Source organism: Caballeronia sp. INML3B (assembly GCF_023631305.1).
Classification (GTDB): Bacteria; Pseudomonadota; Gammaproteobacteria; order Burkholderiales; family Burkholderiaceae; genus Caballeronia; species Caballeronia turbans.
In genome coordinates, this window is record NZ_JALQDI010000051.1 from 42,225 (window position 1) to 66,339 (window position 24,115).

General features: G+C 62.2%; 21 protein-coding genes and 2 pseudogenes. 4 read left to right on the forward strand and 19 right to left on the reverse strand.

Annotated elements, in window-relative coordinates:
* Positions 1–108: 108 nt before the first annotated feature.
* From NCS58_RS22935 to NCS58_RS22980, 10 genes and pseudogenes are all read right to left on the reverse strand, one after another.
* Positions 109–1,035, reverse strand: coding sequence for a LysR substrate-binding domain-containing protein (locus NCS58_RS22935; protein WP_061117060.1), 927 nt, complete (start codon positions 1,033–1,035; stop codon positions 109–111).
* Between the two features lie 7 nt (positions 1,036–1,042).
* The gene (locus tag NCS58_RS22940; protein ID WP_061117061.1) at positions 1,043–2,044 is read right to left on the reverse strand and encodes a LysR family transcriptional regulator; all 1,002 of its coding nucleotides are present in this window, start codon (positions 2,042–2,044) and stop codon (positions 1,043–1,045) included.
* 40 nt (positions 2,045–2,084) lie between these two features.
* Positions 2,085–2,854 (reverse strand): annotated as a pseudogene (locus tag NCS58_RS22945) (pyrroline-5-carboxylate reductase).
* 17 nt (positions 2,855–2,871) lie between these two features.
* Positions 2,872–4,365 (reverse strand): aldehyde dehydrogenase, encoded by a 1,494-nt coding sequence (locus tag NCS58_RS22950; RefSeq protein WP_061117063.1) that lies wholly within the window; start codon positions 4,363–4,365, stop codon positions 2,872–2,874.
* A 17-nt stretch (positions 4,366–4,382) separates the two neighbouring features.
* Positions 4,383–5,714: an FAD-binding oxidoreductase gene (locus NCS58_RS22955; RefSeq protein ID WP_061117064.1), complete on the reverse strand. Its 1,332-nt coding sequence runs from the start codon at positions 5,712–5,714 to the stop codon at positions 4,383–4,385.
* 5 nt (positions 5,715–5,719) lie between these two features.
* Positions 5,720–6,607, reverse strand: a complete 888-nt coding sequence (locus tag NCS58_RS22960; RefSeq protein ID WP_061117065.1) for a dihydrodipicolinate synthase family protein — start codon at positions 6,605–6,607, stop codon at positions 5,720–5,722.
* A gap of 54 nt (positions 6,608–6,661) precedes the next feature.
* Positions 6,662–7,543, reverse strand: a complete 882-nt coding sequence (locus NCS58_RS22965; RefSeq protein ID WP_061117066.1) for a glycine betaine ABC transporter substrate-binding protein — start codon at positions 7,541–7,543, stop codon at positions 6,662–6,664.
* A gap of 54 nt (positions 7,544–7,597) precedes the next feature.
* A complete protein-coding gene (locus tag NCS58_RS22970; protein ID WP_061117067.1) occupies positions 7,598–8,488 on the reverse strand; it encodes a proline/glycine betaine ABC transporter permease in 891 nt (296 codons plus the stop codon).
* Positions 8,485–9,771, reverse strand: a complete 1,287-nt coding sequence (locus tag NCS58_RS22975; RefSeq protein ID WP_061117267.1) for a glycine betaine/L-proline ABC transporter ATP-binding protein — start codon at positions 9,769–9,771, stop codon at positions 8,485–8,487. Before NCS58_RS22975 ends, NCS58_RS22970 begins: the two co-directional genes overlap by 4 nt.
* Before the next feature lie 385 nt (positions 9,772–10,156).
* Positions 10,157–11,911, reverse strand: a complete 1,755-nt coding sequence (locus tag NCS58_RS22980; RefSeq protein WP_061117068.1) for a cytochrome c biogenesis protein DipZ — start codon at positions 11,909–11,911, stop codon at positions 10,157–10,159.
* A gap of 241 nt (positions 11,912–12,152) precedes the next feature.
* Between NCS58_RS22980 and NCS58_RS22985 the strand changes: the two genes are divergently transcribed.
* Entirely contained in the window at positions 12,153–12,716 is a 564-nt protein-coding gene (locus NCS58_RS22985; RefSeq protein ID WP_061117069.1) for a thioredoxin family protein, read from the forward strand.
* Between the two features lie 51 nt (positions 12,717–12,767).
* Here the strand turns inward: NCS58_RS22985 and NCS58_RS22990 are convergent.
* Positions 12,768–13,310, reverse strand: a pseudogene (locus tag NCS58_RS22990) (bile acid:sodium symporter family protein); the annotation flags it as partial.
* A 24-nt stretch (positions 13,311–13,334) separates the two neighbouring features.
* Here NCS58_RS22990 and NCS58_RS22995 point away from each other — a divergent pair.
* Positions 13,335–13,844: a DUF6622 family protein gene (locus tag NCS58_RS22995; protein ID WP_061117268.1), complete on the forward strand. Its 510-nt coding sequence runs from the start codon at positions 13,335–13,337 to the stop codon at positions 13,842–13,844.
* Between the two features lie 156 nt (positions 13,845–14,000).
* Positions 14,001–14,795 carry a DUF899 domain-containing protein gene (locus NCS58_RS23000; RefSeq protein WP_061117071.1) on the forward strand — a complete coding sequence of 265 codons (795 nt, stop codon included), beginning with the start codon at positions 14,001–14,003 and terminating at the stop codon, positions 14,793–14,795.
* A 6-nt stretch (positions 14,796–14,801) separates the two neighbouring features.
* Here the strand turns inward: NCS58_RS23000 and NCS58_RS23005 are convergent, their stop codons facing one another.
* The 7 genes from NCS58_RS23005 to NCS58_RS23035 all read right to left on the reverse strand — a co-directional run bounded on the left by NCS58_RS23005 (position 14,802) and on the right by NCS58_RS23035 (position 21,637).
* Complete coding sequence (locus NCS58_RS23005; RefSeq protein ID WP_061117072.1) at positions 14,802–15,656, reverse strand: alpha/beta fold hydrolase; 855 nt, start codon at positions 15,654–15,656, stop codon at positions 14,802–14,804.
* A 13-nt stretch (positions 15,657–15,669) separates the two neighbouring features.
* The gene (gene poxB, locus NCS58_RS23010; protein WP_061117073.1) at positions 15,670–17,391 is read right to left on the reverse strand and encodes a ubiquinone-dependent pyruvate dehydrogenase; all 1,722 of its coding nucleotides are present in this window, start codon (positions 17,389–17,391) and stop codon (positions 15,670–15,672) included.
* Positions 17,392–17,752: 361 nt separating this feature from the next.
* On the reverse strand, positions 17,753–18,547 hold the full coding sequence (locus NCS58_RS23015; RefSeq protein ID WP_061117074.1) for a transporter substrate-binding domain-containing protein: 795 nt from the start codon (positions 18,545–18,547) through the stop codon (positions 17,753–17,755).
* Positions 18,548–18,595: 48 nt separating this feature from the next.
* The gene (locus NCS58_RS23020; RefSeq protein WP_061117075.1) at positions 18,596–19,324 is read right to left on the reverse strand and encodes an amino acid ABC transporter ATP-binding protein; all 729 of its coding nucleotides are present in this window, start codon (positions 19,322–19,324) and stop codon (positions 18,596–18,598) included.
* Positions 19,308–19,961 (reverse strand): amino acid ABC transporter permease, encoded by a 654-nt coding sequence (locus NCS58_RS23025; RefSeq protein ID WP_061117076.1) that lies wholly within the window; start codon positions 19,959–19,961, stop codon positions 19,308–19,310. The genes NCS58_RS23020 and NCS58_RS23025 overlap by 17 nt, the downstream gene beginning before the upstream one ends.
* A complete protein-coding gene (locus tag NCS58_RS23030; protein WP_250538890.1) occupies positions 19,958–20,704 on the reverse strand; it encodes an amino acid ABC transporter permease in 747 nt (248 codons plus the stop codon). The genes NCS58_RS23025 and NCS58_RS23030 overlap by 4 nt, the downstream gene beginning before the upstream one ends.
* Positions 20,705–20,806: 102 nt before the next feature.
* On the reverse strand, positions 20,807–21,637 hold the full coding sequence (locus NCS58_RS23035; RefSeq protein ID WP_061117078.1) for an NAD(P)-dependent oxidoreductase: 831 nt from the start codon (positions 21,635–21,637) through the stop codon (positions 20,807–20,809).
* Between the two features lie 143 nt (positions 21,638–21,780).
* Here NCS58_RS23035 and NCS58_RS23040 point away from each other — a divergent pair, with 143 nt between their 5' ends.
* Positions 21,781–22,557 (forward strand): FadR/GntR family transcriptional regulator, encoded by a 777-nt coding sequence (locus NCS58_RS23040; protein ID WP_061117079.1) that lies wholly within the window; start codon positions 21,781–21,783, stop codon positions 22,555–22,557.
* Between the two features lie 56 nt (positions 22,558–22,613).
* Here the strand turns inward: NCS58_RS23040 and NCS58_RS23045 are convergent, their stop codons facing one another.
* Positions 22,614–23,963, reverse strand: coding sequence for an MFS transporter (locus NCS58_RS23045; RefSeq protein ID WP_061117080.1), 1,350 nt, complete (start codon positions 23,961–23,963; stop codon positions 22,614–22,616).
* Positions 23,964–24,115 lie beyond the last annotated feature (152 nt).

Sequence of the window (24,115 nt, forward strand, 5' to 3'; positions counted from 1 at the left end):
TCCATCGTTCAGGGATCGGGACTTCGAGTGGTCCCGCGATAACCCGAGTATTGGATCGCTGAAAAATAGCGTCAATACGCTTTATTTTCCGTGACAGATGACTTTGGGTTATGCGTGCGCATCGCCGCGCAGCCACTTGATCAGAGCGTCGATAGCGGGCGTGATGGCGCGGCCGTGCGGCACCACGGCGAAGTAGCAATCGTCCGGCTTGAACGACGCCACTTGCAGCCTGACCAGTTCGCCGCTTTCGAGGAAATCGTGAACGAGCCGGCCCCATCCGAGCGCGACGCCCTGGCCGTAACGCGCGGCCTGGATCGCGTCCGTGTAGAGGCTGCAACGCAGCGCGAAATTCAGGCGCATCGGCCTGAAGCCGACCGCGTGAAACCATTCTTCCCAGCCCATCCAGCCTTCCGAAGTCGAATCCGATTCGACGAGCACGGTGCCCGCGAGCGCTTCCAGCGACATCGGCTCTGCCTGCGCCTCGAGCCATGATGGCGAACAGACCGGAAATACCTCCTCGTCGAAGAGCAGCGTCGCCGTGCCGTCCGGCCAGACGCCGTTGCCGAAGCGCACCGCGACATCGATCTCCTTGTGCCGCAGATCCGCCGTGAACATTTGCGTGGACAGGCGCAGTTGCAGATCGGGCTGCGCGGCCTTGAGCGACGCGAGCCGCGGCAAGAGACGGAAGTGCGAGAACGCGGAAGTAGCGGCCAGCACGAGCTCCTGCTGCACGGGGCCGCGCGCGATGCGGTCGAACACGCTCGCGATCTTCTGCATGGATTCGGCGACGACGCGATACAGCGCCTCGCCTTCGCCGGTCAGTTCGATCGCGCGATGCAGGCGGCGAAACAGCCGCGTGCCCAGGGTTTCTTCGAGGAACCGCACCTGCCGGCTCACGGCGGCCTGCGTGACGCCCAGTTCGTGCGCCGCGAGTGTGAAGCTGCCGAGCCGCGCGACAGCTTCGAACTCGACCAGCGCAGTCACCGACGGAATGAGCCGCCGATACCCTTTCGTTTTTTCGGTTGCAGGTTTCATGCGTCGCTCAGAGAACGGCCTTCGATTCGGCCGCGGGCCATTGCTGCATCATCGTGCCGATTTCCTCGTCGAGCCATTCGCGAAACTGCATGTATTCCGGGCGCGATTTCGCGTTGCGATGCGTGATCAGATAGTGATGACGGTCATGGAACACGAGCGCGTCGTCGACGGGACGGACCAGCTTCTTTTGTTCGACCTGACGATGCACGAGATGATGCCAGCCGAGCAACGTCCCTTCGCCTGCTTCGGCCTGCGCGACGAGCAGCCGATAGTCGTTGCTTTCGAAATTGTCGTGCTGATCGAGGCGTTCGGAACCGTCGCCTTGCTGATACCAGTTCTTCCACACGCGCCAGTCGACGTGCTCGCACACTTGCGCGCGACCGAGCAGCGAAAGGCTCAGCGTGGGATGCGCGAGCAGATCGAGCGGCTTGAGCGTGCGCCCACGGAAATAGCGCTCATGAAAAGGCGCGCTGCACACCGGATACACGATGTCGTGAAAGAGCGGTTCGACTTCATACTCCGCCTCGCGCGGCGGATTCTTCGTGATGATGACATCGGGCTGCATGAGCTCGTCGAGCTCCATGAAGTGCTCGGTCACCATCACATGCAGGCGGATGTCCGGAAAGCGCTGGCGAAACGCGGGCAGCCTGAACGAAAGCCAGAGCGCCGAAAAGGTATGAGAGATGCAGAGCGTCAACGCGTGGCGATCGACGCGCCGCACCGCCTGCGCCGCCTCCGCGATGTTCATGATCGAGAGATACGACGCGTTGTAGAGAATGCGGCCCGCGTCGGTCAGCGCGATGTGCCGGCCAGTGCGCTCGAAAAGCGCCACTTCGAGCGTGTCTTCGAGTTCCTTGATCTGCCGGCTTACCGCCGCCTGCGTGACGCACAGCACTTCCGCGGCTTGCGTGAAGCTTTCGTAGCGCGCCGCGGTGACGAAACACCGGAGCGCGCGCAGCGACGGCATCTGGGCGAGTAGCCGGTCCGCGAACTGCTGTTTCTTCTGCATGTGAATCACCTTCGAGGGGCGCGATGATCGCCTGACCTCGTTATCCACGCCCTTTCACGCGGCGCATGATGTTGTCGAGCGCCTCCGCATAATGCGCGTACGTGCCCCGCTCCGACAACTCACGGTTGAACTGCTCGTTGAGGCCGCCGGGCGTGCTCGCGTGCCCGATCATCGCGGAGAAAGGCTCGGTGCCAGAGGTCGCTTCATGTGCAAGCCCCACATGATAGCCCGACAAAAACGAACGGGCCGACGCATACGGCACGCCTTGCGCCACGAGCCACGACGCCTGTTCCTCGAGCAGCGCGAAGAAGGCGGCCATCGTCGCGGTCGCGGCGGACAGGGCATCGAACTGATGCTCGTCGTCGACTTCGACCGCTTCGCCGAGCGGCGCGAACAGCGTCCGTGCGATGTCGTCGTGCGGGCAGATCGCCGTGCTGCCCTTGCCCGCCGCTACGGCGGGCAGCGGCACCGCGCGCACGATTCTCGCCGAACGGCGCACCAAAGCCCGGATCTGATCGAGGGATTTCCCCGCGATAAAGCTGATGACGTGATGCCGCGCATCGAATGTAAGCTCGCTCAAAACGTCCTGTGCGATCTGCGGCACGACCGCAAGACAGACGACGTCCGACGTATCGAGCACGCGCTGATTGCTTTCGCAGACTTCGATACGCGCGTCGAGCGCGGCCAAGCGCGCCGCAGTTTTCGCATTGCGTGGCGACAGCGCCACGCGCTCGAAAGAAACGCCGAAGCGGATCATGCCGGTCACGACCGCGCCGTGATCGTGCCGGTGCCGATGAAGCCAATGCGCATGTTGCCTCGTCCGATGATCAGTCGAGCTTCAGCCAGGTCGTCTTCAGCTCGCAATATTGGTCGTGCGCGTAGACCGACTTGTCGCGTCCGCCGAAACCGGACTGCTTGAAGCCGCCGAAGGGTGTCGAGAGATCGCCCTCGCCGAAGCAGTTCACGGTCACGGTGCCCGCGCGGATGCGCGCCGCGACTTTATGCGCCTGGTTCACGTTGTCGGTCCATAGCGATGCCGCGAGTCCGTAGCACGTATCGTTCGCGATGCGCACGGCCTCGTCGACGTCAGCATATTCGATAAAGCAGACGACCGGGCCGAAGACCTCGTCGCGCGCGATGCTCATTTCCGGCGTGACGTTGTCGAAGATCGTCGGCTCGACGAACCAGCCGCCCGTTTCAATCAGCGTCGCGTTTCCGCCGCTCGCGACACGCGCACCCTCGGCCTTCGCCTTCTCGATGTGGCCAAGCACCTTGCGATAATGCGCCTCCTCGATGAGCGAGCCGAGCTTGACATCGGGATCGAGCGGATCGCCGGTTTTCCAGCCTTCGAGCACGGCCTGCACCTTTTGCAGCAGTTCGGCCTTCTGGCTCGTGTGAACAAGAATGCGCGAGCCCGCGCTGCAGTTCTCGCCCATGTTCCAGAACGCGGCGGCGACAGCCTGCTCCGCGACGGCATCGAGATTCGCGACGTCGGGCAATACGACTTGCGGATTCTTTCCGCCGCATTCGAGCACGACGCGCTTCAGGTTCGTATCGGCGGAATAGCGCAGGAAGCGCTTGCCCGTTTCGGTCGAGCCCGTGAAGGCGATGAGATCGACATCCGCGTGCGTGCCGAGCGCCTGACCCGCGCTTTCGCCGAAGCCCGTCACGACGCTGAACACGCCGGGCGGCACGCCCGCTTCCAGTGCGAGATCGGCGATGCGCAGCGTCGAGAGCGAGGTCTGCTCCGCAGGCTTCACGATGACGCTGTTGCCCACGGACAGCGCCGGCCCGATCTTCCACGCCAGCATCAGCGCCGGAAAATTCCACGGCAGCACTGCGCCGACGACACCGATCGGCTCACGCGTGATCATGCTCACGACGTTCGGACCGGACGGCGACAGCGCGTCGTAACGCTTGTCCGTCACCTCGGCATGCCAGCGGATGCACGCCGCCGACTCGGGAATGTCGAGCCCCATGCATTCGCTGATCGGCTTGCCGGCTTCGAGCGCTTCGAGGAGCGCGAGCTCTTCGGCGTTTTCATCGATCAGTTGCGCAAGGCGCCGCAGGACCGCCTTTCTCTGCGATGGCGCGGCCTTCGACCACACGCCCGATTCGAACGCCTCACGCGCCGCGACGACCGCGCGGTCGATGTCCTTGGCGTCGCACTTCGCGACCTCCGCGAGCACCTTGCCGGTCGAAGGATTCAGCGTGCCGAACGTTTCATTCGATGCGGCATTGCAGCGTGCTCCCGCGATGAATGCGCGGCCGTCGAGCGACAGGTGTTCCGCCTGACGTTTCCATTCCTGATACGTCGTCATGTCATGTCCTCAGAGATTCAAAGCTCGGCGCCCGCCGAGAATTCCTTCATCCAGATCGCCGCCGATACCGCGACGTCCGCGATCGGCCGCATCGGCAGCGAACGCGGATGCGGCTGTTTCAGCAGTTGATCGATCAGTTCGTTCGATTGCCCGAGCGCGTGTTCGGCGATGAGCTTGCCCGCCGCCGATCCGCGACTCAGGCCGAGCCCGTTGCAGCCGACGGCCTCGTACACGCCGTCGTCGCGTTGCCCGAATAGCGCGCCGTTATTTGCCGAAAGGCACAACGCGCCGCCCCATGTGTATTGCAGCTCGACGTCCGCGAGCATCGGAAAGCGCCGGTCGAACGAGCGTTGATGCAGATGTTTCGCTTTCGCGAGGTCGCCTTCCGACACCGAAAGATTGGGCCGGAACGCGAAATGGTTGCGCACGCAAATACGGTTCGTGGCGAGACGGCGCACGGTGGTGCCCATCGGATCGGCCGGAATGAGCGCCCAGGAATTCGTGCCGCCGAGTTTTGCGATCTCGTCGTCGGTCATGACACGCGACATCGACGCGAACGTATAGACCGGCAGCAAGCCGTTCGGATGGCCGCCAAAGGTGGCTGCATACGCATTGGTGCACAGCACGACGCGCTTCGCCTCGATACTGCCGTTCGCGAAGCTCAGCAGCTTCGTCTGGCCGCGCGTATCCATGCCCTTTACCGCGCTCATTTCGAACACGGTTACGTTCGACGGTTGCGTCGCAGCGAGGCCGCGCATAAGCGCCGCCGGCTGAACCGTGCTGCATCCCGGCGTGAAGAGCGCGCTCTGATAGAAGCGCGTGCCCGTCACGCCGGCGATCGCGGCCTCGTCGAGCCACTCGCATGGCTCGTCGATACGCGCGAGCCCATCCGCGAAATGAGTCAGCGCCGCATGGCCCTTCTTGTTCACCGAGGCGTGATACTTTCCGTCGTCGCGCCAGTCGCAATCGATACCGTTCGCCTTGACCGTGCTGCGCACATAGCCGATGCCATGCCGTTGCAGGCGCACGTCCGCCTTGTCGGCCTCGACACTGCGCGAATAACTCTCGCTGCTGATGTCATGCGGCAAATCGACGAAAAAGCCGGAATTGCGCCCCGCTGTCGAACGCCCGATGCGATCAGCCTCCACGAGCGCGATCGAGGCATCCGGTGCAAGTTCGGCAAGCCGGCGCGCCGCACACAAACCGGTGATACCCCCGCCGACCACGACGAAGTCGAAGCGCGCTTCGCCCGTCACACTTCTGGCGGGCGCGACGGGTGGCAGGCTCTCCCACCAGCCGTTCACGCCGTCAGGCGCGGGAAACCGCATGAAGTCCAGTTTCGAGGCCATTCACGTTACTGAGCGTTGCGCAGCAAGGGTTGAACGATCTTGGCGAAGGCACTGCGCTCTTCGTCGTTGAGCGTGCCGAGCGGCGCACGTGCGTTGCCGACGCGCGTGCCCGCGAGTTCGCATCCGTAACGCACATACTGGATGAATTTCCCGCTGCGCTCGAGCAGTTCGAGCACGGGGAGCAATTGCGCCATCAGCTTGCGGCCAGCATTGAAATCACCGCGCTTCACGCATGCTTCGAGCAACTCGCCATGCGCTTCAGGCAGAAAGTTCGATGCCCCCGCGACCCAGCTTCGCGCGCCCCATGCGAAGAACTCGAGCGCCTGATCGTCCATGCCGCAACTGAGAACGAAGCGCTCGGGCAGATGCGTGGCGAGATGATGCAGATGCGCAATATCGCCCGTGCTCTCCTTCATCGCCGCGAAGTTGGGGCGCGCGAGCAGCTTGTCGAGGACTTCATCGCCGATAGCCGTGCCGGTGCGTGCCGGGAAGTTGTAGAGCATGATCGGCATGTCGAGCGCGTCATCGACCTTCAGCAGATGATCGAGCAACTCTTCCTGCGTCGGCTGCACGTAATACGGCGCTGCGATGAGCAACGCGTCATAGCCCGCGCGTTTCGCCTCCTGTCCGATACGCAGGACTTCTTTCGTCGTGGTCGCGTTGATGCCCGCCGTGAGATACGTCTTTCCGCCGACGGTGGAGGCCACCGTATCGAACGTCTTTACGCGCTCGTCGAAGCTGAGCGCGTAGTACTCGCCGGTAGTGCCGCCGACGCCCATGCCCGATACGCGGCCCACGAGACTGGCGGCGTGCTGACCGAGCATTTCATGATCGATTTCGCCGTCGTCCTTGAACGGGGTGACGAGCGGAGTGTGTACGCCTTCGAAGCTCATGTTTGTCTCTCGATGAATGGAGGGTGTGTGCTCATGCGCGGTGCGCGTCAGGCGTCACTGCGCGAGCCACGCCTTTACCTTGTCCGGATGCGCGTCGACGAACTTCTTCGCGGCGGTTGCGTAATCGTTGGTCGAATTGCCTTCGAACTCGATCGCCTCGACATCCGCGAGCGTCAGCTTGTAGTGTTTGAAGAATACATCCGCGCGTGGAAACTTGGTCGCGAACTGCTTCGATGCGAAGGCGTGAATCTGTTCCTCGCCGCCGAGCGTGCCCTTCGGGTCCTTCAGATAGCGCATCTGCCACTTCTGAAACAGCCAGTGCGGGCTCCATACGGTCGCGACGATCCATTGCTTCGATCCATACGCACGCTGCACCGATGCGAGCATGCCCGCCTCGCTCGACGATTGCAGCTTGTAGCCGGACAGGTCATAAGCCTTGATTGTCCGCTCCGACGCCTGCATGAGACCGCCGCCCGGTTCGATGCCCTGGATCACGCCGTTGAGTTGCTTCTGCACCTCGGGCTTCTTCAGGTCTTCGATCGACGAAAGCTGCGACTCGGGCACATACGCTGGCACCGCCCAGCCGTTCTTGCCGCCCGTGTAAATGATGCCGACATCATCGAGCGTGTCCTTGTAGCGCGCCACATACTGACCGTGCGTCACCGGCAGCCATCCGCCGACCATGATGTCGAGATCGCCGCGCGACACGCCCTGATACTGGATGCCGATATCCGCCTGGACGAACTGCACCGGCTGCTGGAGCTTCGTTTCGAGCACGTACTTCGCGACATTCGCGACCGCGAGCACATCGGCCCAGTTCGTGACGGCGATCTTGATCGGCTCGGCCGAGATCGCCGGGCTCGAGCCGGCCCCGAACGCCACGATGGCCGGCGTCACGATCTTGACGATGAGGGATTTGATGAAGCTGTTTTTCATTTCGGACTCCGTAACTGACAATGCAGTATTAATGTGTAGTCGACGCTGTGATGCTCAGGTCTGAGCGGTGCTTCCGGCCGCGGCGGGCTTGGCCGGCGTGGAGATGACTTTCTTCTTCGACTTCTTCGACTTCACGCCGAAACTCTCCGTCAAACGATCCAGAATGATTGCGAGCAGAACTACGCCGAGCCCGCCTTCGAAGCCGATGCCGATATCGAGCCGCTGAATCCCGCTCAGGACGTATTCGCCGAGGCCGCCCGCGCCGATCATCGAAGCGACCACCACCATCGACAACGCCATCATGATCGTCTGGTTCACGCCCGCCATGATCGAAGGCAATGCATTCGGCAACTGGATCTTCCAAAGCAGTTGCGCATCCGTGCTGCCGAAGGACCGGCCCGCTTCGAGCAGTTCCTCCCGCACCTGGCGAATGCCGAGCGTGGTCAGACGCACGACCGGCGGCATTGCGAACACGATCGTCGCGATCACCGCGGGCACGCGCCCGAGACCGAACAGAATGACCGCGGGAATCAGATAGACGAACGCGGGCATCGTCTGCATGAAATCGAGCAAGGAACGCAGCACGACTTCCACACGTCTGTTGCGTGCGCCCCAGATGCCGAGCGGCACGCCGATCACGAGGCTGAAGAACGTCGCCGCGATGACGAGCGCGAGCGTCGAAACCGTCTGCGCCCAGAGGCCCATGTAATTGATCACGTAGAGCGCCGCGCCGACGAACACCGCGAATACGACACCCCTTCTCCACAGCGCAAGTCCCATGAGAATCACGAGCATCGCGATGAACGGCACCGCGCCCAGGCCATCTTCGAGCAGCTTGATGACCGCGCCGAGCGCGGCCGAGAACGCGTCGAAGCCGCCGCGAAAGTGCGAGAAGAGAAAGTTGACTGCGTCGTCGGCGAACTTTCCAAAGATCGAGGAATTCATGCTGCCCTCCGCTCCATGACCTGCTTGAGAATCGTGCGGCACGACACCACGCCCGCGAGTCTGCCCTGTTCATCGGTGACCGGCACGTCGTGCTCCTGACCGAGCGCGATGGTCGCGAGTTGATGCAAATCGGCTGTCAGCGGGACCGCCGCGACGTCGCGGAGCAAGGCGTCGGCGATGGGCCGTTTGCCGCTCTTGTGCAGCGATGCAGGCGTCACGCAGCCCTGATAGCGCCCCGCCTCGTCGCAGACGTATCCGCACTCGGCGCCGCTGTCGATCAGGCTGTTCAGATAGCGCTCCGACGGCGCGCTCGTGCTGCACGCGATGAGACCGCGTTCGACCTTCGTCATCAGACTCGATGCTTCGAGGAAGCGCGATACATCGACATTGCGGAAGAAGTCGCGCACGTAATCGTCGGCGGGCGACTGGATGAGCTCGGCCGGCGTGCCAACCTGAATCAGGCGGCCGTCCTTCATGATGCCGATGCGCCCGCCGATCTTCACCGCTTCTTCGATATCGTGCGAGATGAAGACAATCGTGCGCTGTTCTTCCTTTTGCAAGCGCAGCAGTTCGTTCTGCATTTCGAAGCGGATGAGCGGATCGAGCGCAGAGAATGCCTCGTCCATCAACAGTACCGAAGGGTTCACCGCGAGCGCGCGAGCAAGGCCGACGCGCTGCTGCATGCCGCCGGACAGTTCGCTCGGCAACAGCTTTTCGTAGGAAGCGAGGCCGACGCGCGTCAGTGCCGCGCGTGCGATGTCATAACGATCCGCCTTCTTCCTGCCCGCGACTTCGAGGCCGTAGGCAATGTTGTCGATGACGGAGCGATTCGGCAGCAGCGCGAAAGACTGGAACACCATCGCCATTTTTTCGCGGCGCACGGCGCGCAGTTCGGGCGTGCTCATCGGCGCGATGTCGCGGCCTTCGAGGATCACTTGTCCCGACGTCGGCTCGATCAGGCGGTTGAGCAGACGCACGAGCGTCGACTTGCCCGAGCCCGACAAGCCCATGATGACAAAGATCTCGCCCGCGTTGACGGCGAGGCTGACATCATCGACGGCGACCATGTTGCCTGTTTGCGCGAAGATTTCGTTGCGGCCGAGGCCTTGCTTCAACAGCGCCTGAGCGCGCTCCGGCTTCGCGCCGAAGATCTTCGAAAGATTCTTGACCGTGAGGATCTCGGTCTGGGATGCCGCAACCGTTCGGGCCGGCGAAGCGATTCCCGGCTGCGAGGAAATCGGATTCGTGACGTCGTTCGGTGCGAGCGTCAGGTTGGGAATCATCGGGTCATTCCACCTAGCAAGTTCGAAAAAGGGATATGTCGCTGCCGGAACTTCCCGGCGTTCTTTGCGTTGAATGAAGCGTACATGGCCAATTTCGATCACCCACCGACATTTTGTGAGCACTTTCCGATACTTCTGGTAATGCATCGGCGCATCGCACAAGGTGCCCGAGAATGGTGCAGCGTTGCGCGAATATCGCAGCGCCATGGCGGACGCGGCTTTGCGGGCGAAAGCCCTACGCGTGGACGATGAGCGCCACGCGGCCGTTCGCAAAAGACGCTAGGGAATGTCCCTAGCCTGGGTCGTCTGGATAACTTTTTCTGCTGGTAAAGGCGATAACGCCGCGCATCGGGCGCGGCGTCGAAGGAGAAAGTCAGCAAGCGAATTACCCGAAGGTAAAGCTATACGCCTGCGCACCCGGGTCGAGAAACTCGATTTCGAAAGTGCGATCAACGATCGGACCCGTCTGACGCACGAGCTGATAAAGACGCGCGCTCGTCACGACGCCGCTGCCATCGGCGGCGATGTCCGCGCCATGCGATGCGCCCGGCGCCGCACCATCGATCGTCACGCGAAATCGGACTGGCTTGCCATCCGGCGACGGTCCGAGCACGAGATGCAGATCGCGCGCATGAAAGCGATACGCGATGCGCGCGTGCGGCGCGGCCGGCGCCGCAGCCTCTTCTCCCACGTTCCACTGTCCTTCGAGCGCCCAGTCGTTAAGCGATAGTCGCGCGGGCAGCGTGTAGGTCTCGATGCCATCGGGCATCACGCGTTGCGGCGATGCGAAGCCTTGCGCCTGTTTGTAGCCCACATAGGTCTCGCCTGAGCCGATGTTCGCCGGATCGGCCGCGGCCTGCGCCCCGTTGGCCTGCACGGTGTGTACATCGCGCACGTTCATCGTCGCGCCGCTATCGGCGAGCAACTCGCGAATCGCGTTCTCGGCCTCGCGGTATCCGCCTTCGCCGAAATGATGAAAGCGCACGCGCCCTTGCGCATCGACGATATAGAACGCCGGCCAGTACTGATTGCCGAACGCGCGCCAGATGGCGTAATCGTTGTCGATAGCAACCGGGTACGTGATGTTCAGGTTCGCGAGCGCGCGCTTCACGTTGCCGGTGTCGCGCTCGAAGCCGAACTCGGGCGTATGCACGCCGACGACGACGAGCCCGTCATCGCCATAACGTTGCGCCCACGTCTTGAGATACGGCAAGGTGCGCAGGCAGTTGATGCACGAGTACGTCCAGAAGTTGACCACGACGACCTTGCCGCGCAATGCGTCGGTGGAAAGCGGCTTGGCGTTGAGCCAGGTCGTCGCGCCGTCGAGCGATGGCAGTCTGCCCTGAACCGGCAGCGCGGCCGGCATCGATACGCGCATGACGCGCGCACCTTGCTGTGCATCGCGCGAAGTCTGCTTCGCCTTCAGCATGCCGACGAGCTTGCTCTCGATGCCGGTCGTCGGCGCGCCGGGGATATGCGCGAGCAAGCGCGTGTCGAAGCCCGTTGCTATCGCGGCCACGGTCAATACGACGAGCGCGCCCATTGCACGCCGCAGATGCTCGCCCACGCCGAGCGAGCGCTTGACGACATCCAGCGCGCGCTTGCCGAGGCTCGACGCGATCGCAAGCGAACTGGCCGCGCCGACGCCATAGGCAACGAGTGCCGCAGCCGTGTGCCAGCTCGCGCCATGCAAGGCGGCGCCCGTGAGGATCACGCCGAGAATCGGCCCTGCGCACGGCGCCCACAGCAGCCCGGTCGCCGCGCCGAGCAGCATGGACGACGCGACACGGCGCGTCGTCCCCTGGGTTTGCGAACGCGCGACGAGGCGATCCGCAAGCGCCGACAACGGACGCGTGAGCCGCGCGGCAATCGACGGAAACAGGAGCGCTGCGCCGAACAGCGCGAGCGTCGCGAGCGCGATCCAGCGGCCGTACTGATTCAGTTGCGCGGCGCCCGCGAGACCCGCGACGCCGAGGCCGGTCACGAGCGCGAACGTGCCCGCGAGTCCGATGAGAAGCGGCAGGCGGTCGGTGATGAAGGGCCTGTCCGAACGCGCGAATACGAACGGAACGACCGGCAGAATGCATGGGCTCAATACGGTGAACACGCCGCCGAGCAATGCGATGACGATGAGTGACATGAGATCGGTGTTCCGTGAAAAGCGGTTGGACGGACCGGCATCGAACGCCGGGAATACGGCACAACAAGCATGTGTCGTATTCCAGCGCCTTCATGTATCGCGGGAATGTCAGAAACGGCGCGCCGTGCAACGCCGTGTATCGGCCGCGCCGCCGGATACATGGCGATACAAACGGGACACGCGCCCGATACATCGGCGCGCTTCAATACGCTTTAACGCATCACCGAAAAGGAGAACCGTCATGTTCGCTCGACTCAAGATCGCCGCCGTCGCCACCGCGATGGTCGCAGCGCTCGGCGCCGTCGCGGCGCTCGCCGCTTTCTCATCGACCGGCTCCGCGGCCGGCATGAAAACGACGCAGCAGACCGGCGCGCAGGCGCCCGACTTCACCGGCATCGATAACTGGTTCAACAGCGCGCCGCTCGATCTCGCGCAGTTGCGCGGCAAAGTCGTGCTCGTCGATTTCTGGACTTTCGATTGCATCAACTGCGCACATACGCTGCCGCACGTGAAGGACTGGTACGCGCGCTATCGGGACAAAGGACTCGTCGTGGTCGGCGTGCATACGCCCGAGTATTCCTTCGAGCGCGATGCCGGCAACCTCAGGAAAGCGATCGCCAAATATGGAATCGAATATCCCGTCGCGCAGGACAATCGATACGCAACCTGGAATGCGTATGACAACCAGTACTGGCCCGCGCTCTATCTGATCGATCAGAACGGCAAGATCGTGTACACGCACTTCGGGGAAGGGCGCTATGCGCAGACCGAAGAAACGATTCGCAAGCTGCTCGGCTTGAGCTAAAAAAAACGCGCCAGCAAAGGCGCGTTTTTTCATTCGATTGCGCGCGAACGCTCAACCCTGTCGCGCAACGACGCCCTCTGCATCGGTATCGCGCGTCGAGCCTTTCGCCGGGCGCCCTGCCCAATAGCCCGCGAGCATCGATCCCGACAGGTTGTGCCACACCGAGAACAGCGCGCCGGGCAACGCTGCAATCGGCGTGAAATACAGCTTGCCGAGCGTCGCCGCGAGCCCCGAGTTCTGCATGCCGACTTCGATTGCAAGCGTGCGGCAGACGGCTTCGTCGAAGCCGAGCAGGCGGCCGCCCCAGTAGCCGCCCAGTAAGCCGATGCCGTTGTGCAGCACCACGCCCACCGCGACGACCATGCCCACCGACGCGATGCTCTTCTGCGTGCCGCCGACGACCGCCGCGATGATCAGCAGAATCGACACCATCGACACGAGCGGCAGCGCCCATTCGATCTTGCGCACGAGCTTGCCGAACAGATGATTCACGACGAGGCCGATGACGATCGGCAACGCGACGATCTGCACGATGCTCATCAGCATCCCGTACACGTCGACGGAAATCGATGCATCGACATAAAAACGCGTGAGTCAACTGGTCTGAAGGAGATGAACATGACACCGATCGCCATCATTCAAGGCACGCCGACATGGGTCTGGGTGCTGCTCGCGTTTCTGCTGTATCGCGGCATCAAGGCAATGCAGGCCAGCACTACGCCGCTTTCGAAGCTCGCGATCATCCCGCTGGTTTTTGCGGGCATGGGTATCGCGCATCTGATTTCGTCGCCGCTCACGGGCGTGGCCGCCGTCGCCGCGTGGATCCTCGCGCTTGCCGCGGGCGTCATCGCTGGCGTGTTCAACGCGAGCCGGAGCCGCTTCATTGTCGATCCGATCGCTCGCACCGTGATGCTGCCGGGGTCGATCGTGCCCTTGCTGCTGATCGCCACTACGTTTATCGCGAAGTTCTGGCTCGGCTTCGAGATGGCGACCGCGACGAATCTCTCCGCGCTCGCGACGTATGGGGTCATCGATGCCGCCGTGTCGGGTGTCGTCGCGGGCATGTTCGCCGGACGCTTCTTCACGTACTGGAAAACGATGCACGCTCTGGGCGCGTCGTGGGCCTGATCGATGCTGGCTCGCCGAACGTGGAACGCACGAGGTCCGCAGCATGAGCGTCAAATGCAGCCTCCAAGGAAATGCCGTCACACTTGTTACTCCCGGCCATTCGCTTTCGAGTTCAGACTGATTTCACGGACAACAACTCAAGAGGTTGCACAAGCCATGACTACATCAGACGAAAAAGGAACAGCGGGCGCACGCACTGAAATGCGTACGCCACCCGTCGTGTCGGAGCAAGCGTGGGAAGCGGCGCGACAGCAGTTGCTCGTGAAGGAAAAAGCTCACACGCGCGCCCGCGATGCGCTCGCTGCCGAGCGGCGCCGCATGCCGTGGATGGCCGTGAAAACGGACTATATGTTCGAGGGCCCCGACGGCAAAATCGGCTTTGTCGATCTGTTCGACGGACGGCGTCAGTTGATTGTGTATCGCGCGTTTTATGAGCCCGGCGTGTTCGGCTGGCCCGAGCATGCGTGCCGTGGCTGCTCGCTCGTCGCCGATCAGGTCGCTCATCTTGCGCATCTGAATGCACGCGATACGACATTGGTATTCGTATCGCGTGCGCCGCAAGAGGACATCGCTCGGCTGAAGCAACGCATGGGCTGGAACATTCCGTGGTTCACGCTGACGGATCGTTTCGATGCCGATTTCGGGGTCGACGAATGGCACGGCACGAACGTGTTTTTCCGTGATGGAGATAACGTATTCCGCACGTATTTCCTCAACAATCGCGGCGACGAGCAGATGGGCAATACGTGGAACTATCTCGACATCACGCCGCTTGGACGTCAGGAGCTGTGGGAAGACTCGCCTGAAGGCTATCCGCAGACACCGACCTACAAGTGGTGGAACTGGCACGATAGCTATATCGACGATGCGCCGCCCGACAAGAAATGGGTCGAGGTATCCGACGCGGGCGAAGCGGCATTTCGCGCCGAGAGCGCTAAAAACAAGGGGTGAAATCAGTCACGGTTCGATCGCGCCCACGAACGTCAGCCATTCGCCGACGATCGCCTCGGGCGCGTCTTCCTGCATCAGATGTCCTGATCCGGGCACACGCGTGAAGCGCGCCTTTGGAATCAGCGATGCGAGTTCGATACCGCGCTCGACCGGTATCCATGCGTCTTCTTCGCCCCAAAGAATCGACACGGGACACGTCAATTCACGGTAGCGCGATTGCACTTCATCCGTGTAACGCTGATCCATCTGCGCGATCTGCCGATAGAACGCGGCCTGCCCCTTCTCGCCCGTCCACGGCTGCGTATAAACGCACAACGTCTCTTCGGATAACTTTCGATGCGCCGCGCCTTGCAGATACGCATCGAGCATCGCTTGATGCATGTACGGCGGCACGCCTGCGAACGCGGCTTCATGTTGCCGCACATGAGCCACGAAAGGCGATCCCCAGGGCGCGACGGCAACGGGATCGACGAGCATCAACGAGCGATACGCGCAACCGTTCAGCAACGCTGCCCTGAGCGATGTCGCACCGCCAAAGTCGTGCGCGAGCACATCGGGTAATGCGCCATTCCAGTCGGCGCTCCAGTACCCGATGAGCGCCGCGAGCACGCGATTCTGCACGCCGAGCGAAACGTCCTGTCCATCGCGCATTTCCGAAGCGCCGTAACCGAGCAGATCGAAGTAATGCACGCGGCGCGAACGGGCCGCAATCGGCGCGATACGCCGCCATACCTGGGATGAAAACGGCGTCCCATGCACGAGCACGAGCGGCGCACCCTCGCCGATCACGCCGTAGTGCACAGCCTGCCCTTCGAAGTCGAACACATGATCGACCGGCAGGCGATCTTTCGTTTCGCTCATGACGCTGTCTCGCTCAACGCAGGTTCGTGCGCGCGAGTTCGACGATTTCATCGCCGCGCCCGCTCAGAATCGCTCGCAACATGTAGAGGCTGAAGCCTTTTGCCTGCGACAACTCGATGGTCGGCGGCATTGCGAGTTCGTGCTTCGACGTGACGACATCGACGACCGCCGGTCCCTTGTGCGCGAACGCTTCCCGCAACGCGTTTTCGAGTTGCTCCGACTCTTCCACGCGTACCGACCAGATGCCCGCGCCCTTCGCGATCTGCGAGAAATCGGTCTTGCTCAGATCGACGTTGGTGTCGAGATAGCCGCCCGCCTTCAACTCCATCGACACGAAGCCGAGCAGACTGTTGTTGAACACGACGACCTTGATCGGCAACTCGAGCTGCACGGCGGAGAGCAGATCGCCCAGCAACATCGACAAGCCGCCGTCGCCCGATAGCGACACGACTTGCCGTTGCGGTTGCGCGGCCTGCGCGCCGAGCGCCTGCGGCATCGCGTTGGCCATCGAGCCGTGATTGAACGAGCCGTGCAACTGGCGCTTGCCGTTCATCGTCAGATAGCGCGCGGCCCATAGCGTCGGCGTGCCGACATCGACGGTGAAGATCGCATCCTCGGCGGCGATTTCATCGACGAGCTTCGTGAGGTATTGCGGATGGATCGGACGTCCCGGCGCGGACGGCGTCGCGAGATCGTCGAGGTCCTTGCGCGCGGTGGCATAGTGCCTGAGCGCGTTCTCAAGAAAACGCCGCTCGTCCTTGCGCTTAAGCTTGGGCAAAAGTGCCGCGAGCGTTTCCTTGATGGTGCCGACGAGCCCCATTTCCAGCGGCGCGCGGCGTCCCAGTTGCGAGCCGCGCCAGTCGATCTGCACGATCTTCGCCTGCGGGGGATAGAACGGGCGATACGGAAAATCGCAACCGAGCAGGAGCAGCGTGTCGCAGGACATCATCGCGTGATAGCCCGAGCTGAAGCCGATGAGCCCGGTCATGCCGACATCGAATGGATTGTCGTACTCGATGAACTGCTTGCCGCGCAGCGCATGCACAATGGGCGCGCCGAGCGTGTCGGCAAGCGCGATGACTTCGTCATGCGAGCCGGCGACGCCGCTGCCGCACATGATCGTCACCGCTTCGCAGCCGTTCAGAAGGTCGGCGAGTCTGCCGAGGTCCGCATCGGCCGGCACGATCGCGCCCGGGGCGCTCGCGGTCCAGCGCGGCTCGACACCCGGGCCGTCGCTCAATGCAACATCGCCCGGCAGCACGATGACCGCGACGCCGCGCTGATCGAGCGCCGCGCGCATCGCGCGTTCGAGCACGCGTGGAAACTGCGATGCATTGGACACCAGTTCCACGAAGTGACTGCATTCCTTGAACAAGTCCTGCGGATGCGTTTCCTGAAAGTAGTTCAGGCCGATTTCGGTCGACGGAATATGCGCGGCGATGGCGAGCACGGGTTGATGATTGCGATGGCAGTCGTAGAGCCCGTTGATGAGATGCAGATTGCCCGGTCCGCAACTCCCGGCGCATACGGCGAGCTTGCCCGTAGCGGCTGCATCCGCGCCCGCTGCGAAAGCGGCCGCTTCTTCATGACGCGTATGCATCCAGCGGATCGAGCCCACGCGATCGAGGCTGAATGCAAGTCCGTTCAGGCTGTCGCCCGTGACCCCCCAGATGCGTTCCACGCCCGCTGCCGCAAGCGTCTTCGCGAGATAGTCCGCTACCGTGTTCCTGGCCATGATGGTTCCTGTGACGAAGAGAGGGAGTCCAATGAGTGGCGGATCGCGGGCAGAGCGGCGCCGCGCATCCGCTATGGCTCAATGCATGCTGGATTCAAAACGCAAAGCGAGTGTACGCCGGGTTACTGTGGATTGTCTTGAACGGGGGGCGAGGCCGCATGGCGCGGCTGTGACATGGCTTACCCAGGCTTTCCGGTACGGCAATACCGGCATTTCGAATGCATTATTCGCCGGTGAATTTCGTATGCGGAATGCAAATAGAAACGGGGCCCAGTCGCGATCTACGTCGAATCTGTTGCTTACGAGGCGCAGCATTGAAGCAGGGCCGGCGTCATCGAAGGAGACCGACGCCGGCCATAGCTCAGCCCTTGCGCACGGTCTCCGGCAAATCGCGCCCGTGGTACTTCTTATAGATCGTATTCAGGTTCCCGTTCTTCATGTTCGTGCCGACCCAGTTGTTCACCCATTCCTTCAGTCGCGGCTGGTCTTTGTTCATCGCAATGCCGAGATCGAAGGTCTTCTGCTCGAACTTCATCTCGATGTTGCGTTGCGGCGCGCGGTCCTGCATTTCCTTCAGGTTCGAAGGCGTGCTCGAAAAGAGCTCGACCTGACCCGTGACCATCGACGTAATGAGCGTCGCGTCGTCCTCATAGCGCTGGATCTGCGCGCCCTTCGCCTGTTGCGTCGTGAGCGTGTCGTTCACGGTGGCACGCGTGAGACCGATGGTCTTGCCGTCGAGGTCCGCGTAATCCTTCACCTTGATCGTCTTTACGCCGCCGACGATGATCGAGATCACCGCATACGGGTTCGAGAAATCGACCACTTTGGCGCGCTCCGGCGTGACCGACAGCGACGAGATGACGAGGTCCGCGCGCTTCGCCTGCAGCGTCGGAATGCGTGCGGCATTGGTGATCTGCACGAGTTCGAGCTTTACGCCGAGATCTTTTGCGAGTGCGGTGGCGGTATCGACGTCCGATCCCGCGGGCTTCAGGTTCTGATCCGCGTAGCTGAAGAGCGGCGTGCCGATCGCGATCGCGACGCGCACGACGCCCGCTTTCTTGATGTCGTCAAGCTGATCGGCCATCGCGCTGTGCACGGCGGCCGCCATCATCAGGGTTGCCACGGCCGCGCGTGCAATGATTGTCTTTGCTTTCAAGTCGAGTCTCCGTCGTTATTGATGTTGCTGGATGGGATGCTGCGGATATCAAAGTCCGTTATCGAGAAATGCGCGCAATTCGGGCGTGCGCGGCGCATCGAGCATGCTGCCGTCGCCCACTTCCCACACCTTGCCCTGATGCATGTAGATGATGCGATCCGCGACGCGCTTGGCGAACGCCATCTCGTGCGTGACGAGTAGCATCGTCATGCCGTCCGCCGCGAGGTCTTCCATCACGCGCAGTACTTCGCCCGTCAGTTGCGGATCGAGCGCCGACGTCACTTCGTCGAAGAGCATTACCTTCGGCGACATCGCGAGCGAGCGCGCAATCGCCACGCGCTGCTGCTGTCCGCCTGACAATTGTTCGGGGTACGCGTCGGCCTTCTGTGCCAGACCGACCTGCTCCAGCACATTCATCGCGATACGACGTGCTTCGTCGCTCGACATCTTCTTCACGTGACGCAGTGCGAGCATGATGTTCTCTTCCACCGTCAGATGCGGAAAGAGGTTATAGCTTTGAAACACGATGCCCACTTCGCGGCGCAACAGATGCAGATCGACTTTCGGATCGTCGACGCGAATGCCGCACACTTCGATCTGCCCCTGGTCGATCGTCTCGAGCCTGTCGATGCAGCGCAGCGCCGTGCTCTTGCCCGAGCCGCTCGCGCCGATCACGGCGATCATCTCGCCCTTGTTGACTTCGAACGACACGCCCTTGAGAACATGATTGGAGCCGAAGCTCTTGTGAATATCGCCGACCTTAACGATTGCTGACATTGAGCTTGTTCTCCATCGATTGGCTCCAGCGCGAAAGCGGATAGCACAGGACGAAATAGAAGGCGCCGACCAGCCCGAAGATGAGGAACGGCTGGAAGATCGAGTTGTTGATGATCTGCCCCGCGCGCGTCAGCTCGACGAAGCCGATCACCGAAGCAAGCGACGTCATCTTGATGAGCTGTACGAGAAAGCCGACCGTCGGTGGCAGCGCGAGACGCATCGCCTGCGGGATGATCACGAGGCGCAGCGTCTGCCAGCGCGTGAGCGACAGACACTCCGACGCTTCCCATTGCGGCTTCGGCATGGCTTCGATGCAGCCGCGCCAGATGTCGCCGAGATATGCACTCGAATAGACCATCAGCGCAAGGCCGGCCGCGACGAGCGCGGGCACCTGATAGCCATAAACCGACAAGCCGAAGTACACGATGAAAAGCAGGATCAGCAGCGGAATGCCCTGAATCGCTTCGATATAGACGAGCGCAGCACGCGAAAGCCACGCGCGCGGCGAAATGCGCGCGAGCATCACGCAGAAGCCGCCGATGCCGCCGAGCACGAACGCGAGCACGGAGAGCACGAGCGTCCAGCCGATCGATTGCACCAGATAGACGAGGTGCGATGACGTGAATCCGCCGCTCATGCCGCACCTCCGGGAATGACGGTATCGATGCGTTGCGAGTCGGGCGGGGTCGTGCCCGCGCGCTTCGCGGCGAGACGGATCGCCCGGCGGCGCTTGAAGAGATGCTCGCCCACTGCCCACGCAATCAGCTTGATGATCAGCGACAACACGAGATACAGCCCCGCCACCACGATGTACGTTTCGAGTGAGCGGAATGTATCGGACTGCACGGTATTGGCGACCGCCGCGAGTTCTTCAGCGGAAATCTGCGACGCTATCGCCGAGGCCTGCATCATCAGCAGGAACTGGCTCGTCAGGGCGGGATAGACCTTTTCGATCGACGGCTGCAGCATCACGTGCCAGCCGATGCGCCACTTCGAAAGCCCAAGGCATTCGGCCGCTTCGATCTGTCCGCGCGGCACCGATTCCAGACCGGCGCGAATGATCTCGGCTGCATAGGCGCCGATGTTGATCGTCATGGCGAGCGCGGCGGCCGCGAAGGTCGGCATGCGCAAGCCGATGCTCGCAAGACCGAAGTACAGAAGAAAGATCTGCACCAGAAACGGCGTGTTGCGCACGGCCTCGATATAGAGGATGCAGACGCGCGTGAGCACCGGCACCTTCGCGCGCTTGGCGAACGCGACGAGCATGCCGAGGATCAGGCCGAAGAACACGGCCACGCACGTCATCTTGAGCGTGAGCCAGGCGCCCAGCAGGAACGTCGGCCAGTACGGCAACAGCGGGGTGAAATCGAGAGAAAACATGGCGGCAAATGTTCCTGTGATGCCCGGGTGCCTGCTCCATGACGCCCGTGCTGGATGTATGACGACATACTACGAATGTCGTGATACCGCATGCTGCATGCATTAAACCGGGTCGAACGGGCCCGTCGTGGTGAACGTGCCGCCTTGCAGTACGGCCACGGGATCGGTGGGCGCGGGCGGCGGCGTCGCTTCGATCTTTTGGCGGAACTGCTCGGACGAGTCGCGCGGCTCGAAGCGCAGATGCGCAGCGCAGCGGTTGTCCCACCATGTGTGCGCGTTCGCGGACATGCCGAACACGATCGTATGGCCGACGTCCTCCGTGAACAGGCTGCGGCGCAGCAATTCATGGAAGTCGTCGTAGCTCATCCAGCTCGCCATCATGCGGCGATCCTTCGGCTCCGGAAACACGGAGCCGATGCGGATGCTGACGGTTTCGATGCCGTAGCGATCGAAATACATCTGCGCCATGTCTTCGCCGAACGATTTCGACAACCCGTAGTAGCCGTCAGGACGCTTGCGCGCGGTGGCGTCGATTCGTTCGTCCTGCCGATAGAAACCCGTGACGTGATTCGAGCTCGCGAACACGATGCGCCTGACACCCTGACGGCGAGCCGCTTCATAGAGGTTGAACACGCCCTTGATGTTGGCTTCGAGAATCTCCTCGAAGGGTCGCTCCACCGACACGCCGCCGAGGTGGATGATCGCATCGCAGTCGGCCGCGAGCGCATCGACGGCCTGGCGGTCGGCCAGATCACAAGGAACGAGTTCCTCGTGAGGCGCCGAATCGCCCGGCAGCACACCGGGCAAGTCGGAAATGCGCACATGTTGCGCGAATTCCGCGACGCGATGACGGATCGCCCGTCCGATACCGCCTGCGGCACCCGTCAGCAGCAGCCGATCGAATCGCGCGACGTCGTTGGTTTGTTGTTCCATCAACCTTGTCTCCTGAAGGCTGTCGTGGCTAGGAATTACCCTGCACGCGTCTTATTGTACGTTGTCATATCACTACATGACGCATATCATCATTTGCCGACCGATTTGTCAATGTGTGTAAAACCCACGCCAACGAGAACGCCGTGACGCTATCGCCCGATCCGCATGCCGAGTCGCTCCATGCTTCTTCGACAGATCCATCCATTGCGCTGCCTGCCGCGCGACGCAGCCTCACCGCGCAACTGGTCGATGCGTTGCGCGCGCAAATCGATGCGAGGACATTGAAGGCCGGCGCCCGCCTCGCGACCGAAGCGGAGATGGTGCAGCGTTTCGGCGTGAGCCGTACTGTCGTGCGTGAGGCGCTATCGCGTCTGCAGGCTGCGGGGCTCGTGGAGACGCGGCATGGCATCGGCACCTTCGTGTGCGAAGCGGGTATGTCGCCGTTGTTGCAGCTCGATCCAGCCGATGTCGCGGGCTCCATCGACGCGCTCGCGATCCTCGAATTGCGCATCAGCCTCGAAACGGAGAGCGCGGGACTCGCGGCCATGCGATGCGATGCCGCCCGCCTCGCGACGATGCGCTCGGCGCTCGCCGATTTTTCACGAAGCGTCGGCGCGGCATCGGATACGGTCTCGCCCGATTTGCGTTTTCACATGGAGATAGCGCACGCGACGGGCAATCGATATTTCGTCGAGATCATGGAGCATCTCGGCACGCGGATGATTCCGCGCACGCGTATCACGGCCACGCCCATTCCGCGCGAACAATACGCGGAGTATCTGATGCGCGTGAACCGAGAGCATGAACAGATCGCGGATGCCATCGAACGCGGCGATGCGGATTCCGCGCGCACCGCCATGCGCCTGCATTTGATCAATAGCCGCGAGAGATTGCGGCGCGCGCAGGCTGCTTCGGCGTGAATGCGCGGCAAGGACCGCATATCACGCGATCCTTGCCGCCGATACGACGGCTGGCGTTAGCGAGCCGCCATGTTCGGCTCGCCGTCCTCGATATCGTGCTCGCCGGAAATCGTCTCCAGCGCCGCATCGTGATGCAGCAGCAACACGGCAGCCACACCGACCATGCCCGCCCCTGCAAGACACAGCAAGCCCGCGCCGAAGCCGCCCGTGCTGTCCTTGATCCAGCCCATCGCATAGGGACCGAAGAAGCCCGCGAGGTTGCCGAGCGAGTTGATCGCAGCGATACCGCCGGCAGCGGCCGCGCCCGACAGGAACGAAGCCGGCAGCGTCCAGATCACGGGCAGGCAACCGAAGATGCCGAAGCCCGCGATCGAGAGCGCGATCATCTTCATCACCGGGTTATCGAGCCCCGCCGAAGCCGCGATGCCGCCCGCCGCCACCATCAAGGCAATCGCAACGTGCCAGCGGCGTTCGAGCTTGCGATCCGAATGCCGACTCCACAACACCATACTGATCGCGCCCACGGCATAAGGCAACGACGTCACGAAGCCCGTCTGCAGGTTGGTCAGGCCGAACGCCTTGACGATCTGTGGCAGAAAGAAGCTCAGGCCATAGTTGGTCGCATTCGCGCCGAAGTAGATCAACGCAATGGCCAGCACGCGCGGATTGAAAATGGCCTCCTTCACGCTGAACGCATGCACCGATTCACGATGCGCCCGCTCCTGCGCCTGACGATTGACGAGCCAGTCGCGTTCGTCCTTCGCGAGCCAGTGCGCATCGGCGGGCTTGTCCGTCAGATAGAAGAACACGACGAACGCGAGCAACAGCGCGGGCAATGCCTCGATCAGATAGAGCCATTGCCAGCCTTGCATGCCGCCGATGCCGTCCATCTGCAGCAGCGCGCCGGAAATGGGTCCGCCGATTACGGTGGACAGCGGAATCGCCGCCATGAAGTACCCGACGACACGGCCCCGATACTTCGCGGGAAACCACAATGTCAGCAAAAAGATGATGCCGGGAAAGAACCCTGCTTCCGCGATGCCGAGCAGAATGCGCAAGCCATAGAACACATAAGCGTTCGACAAGCCCGTCGCTTGCGCGATGTGCGGAATGTAGGCCATCGCCGCTGCGAGGATGCCCCACGTGAACATGATCCGCGCGATCCAGCGGCGCGCGCCGAATCGTTCGAGCAGCAGGTTGGACGGAACCTCGAAAAAGAAATACGCGATAAAGAAAATGCCGGCACCGAAGCCGAACATGCTGGCGGTAAAGCCGAGCGCCTTGTTCATCTGCAACGCGGCGAAGCCGACGTTGACGCGGTCCAGATACGCGATGAAGTAACACAAGATCAGGAACGGCACGAGGCGAACCATCACGCGTTTCATGGTACGAGCTTCAAGGTCCATCAAGGTCTCCTCCGGATTAGAGAATCGGTAGATCGCTGAGTACTTGAGATACCTGCGGAGACTACTCTTTACGGAGGAACAACAGCATTGGTGTTTGTTCTTGGTATCGGTTCCGGAGCGGGACGTGTTGTTGATTTGATCGCGCCAATGCG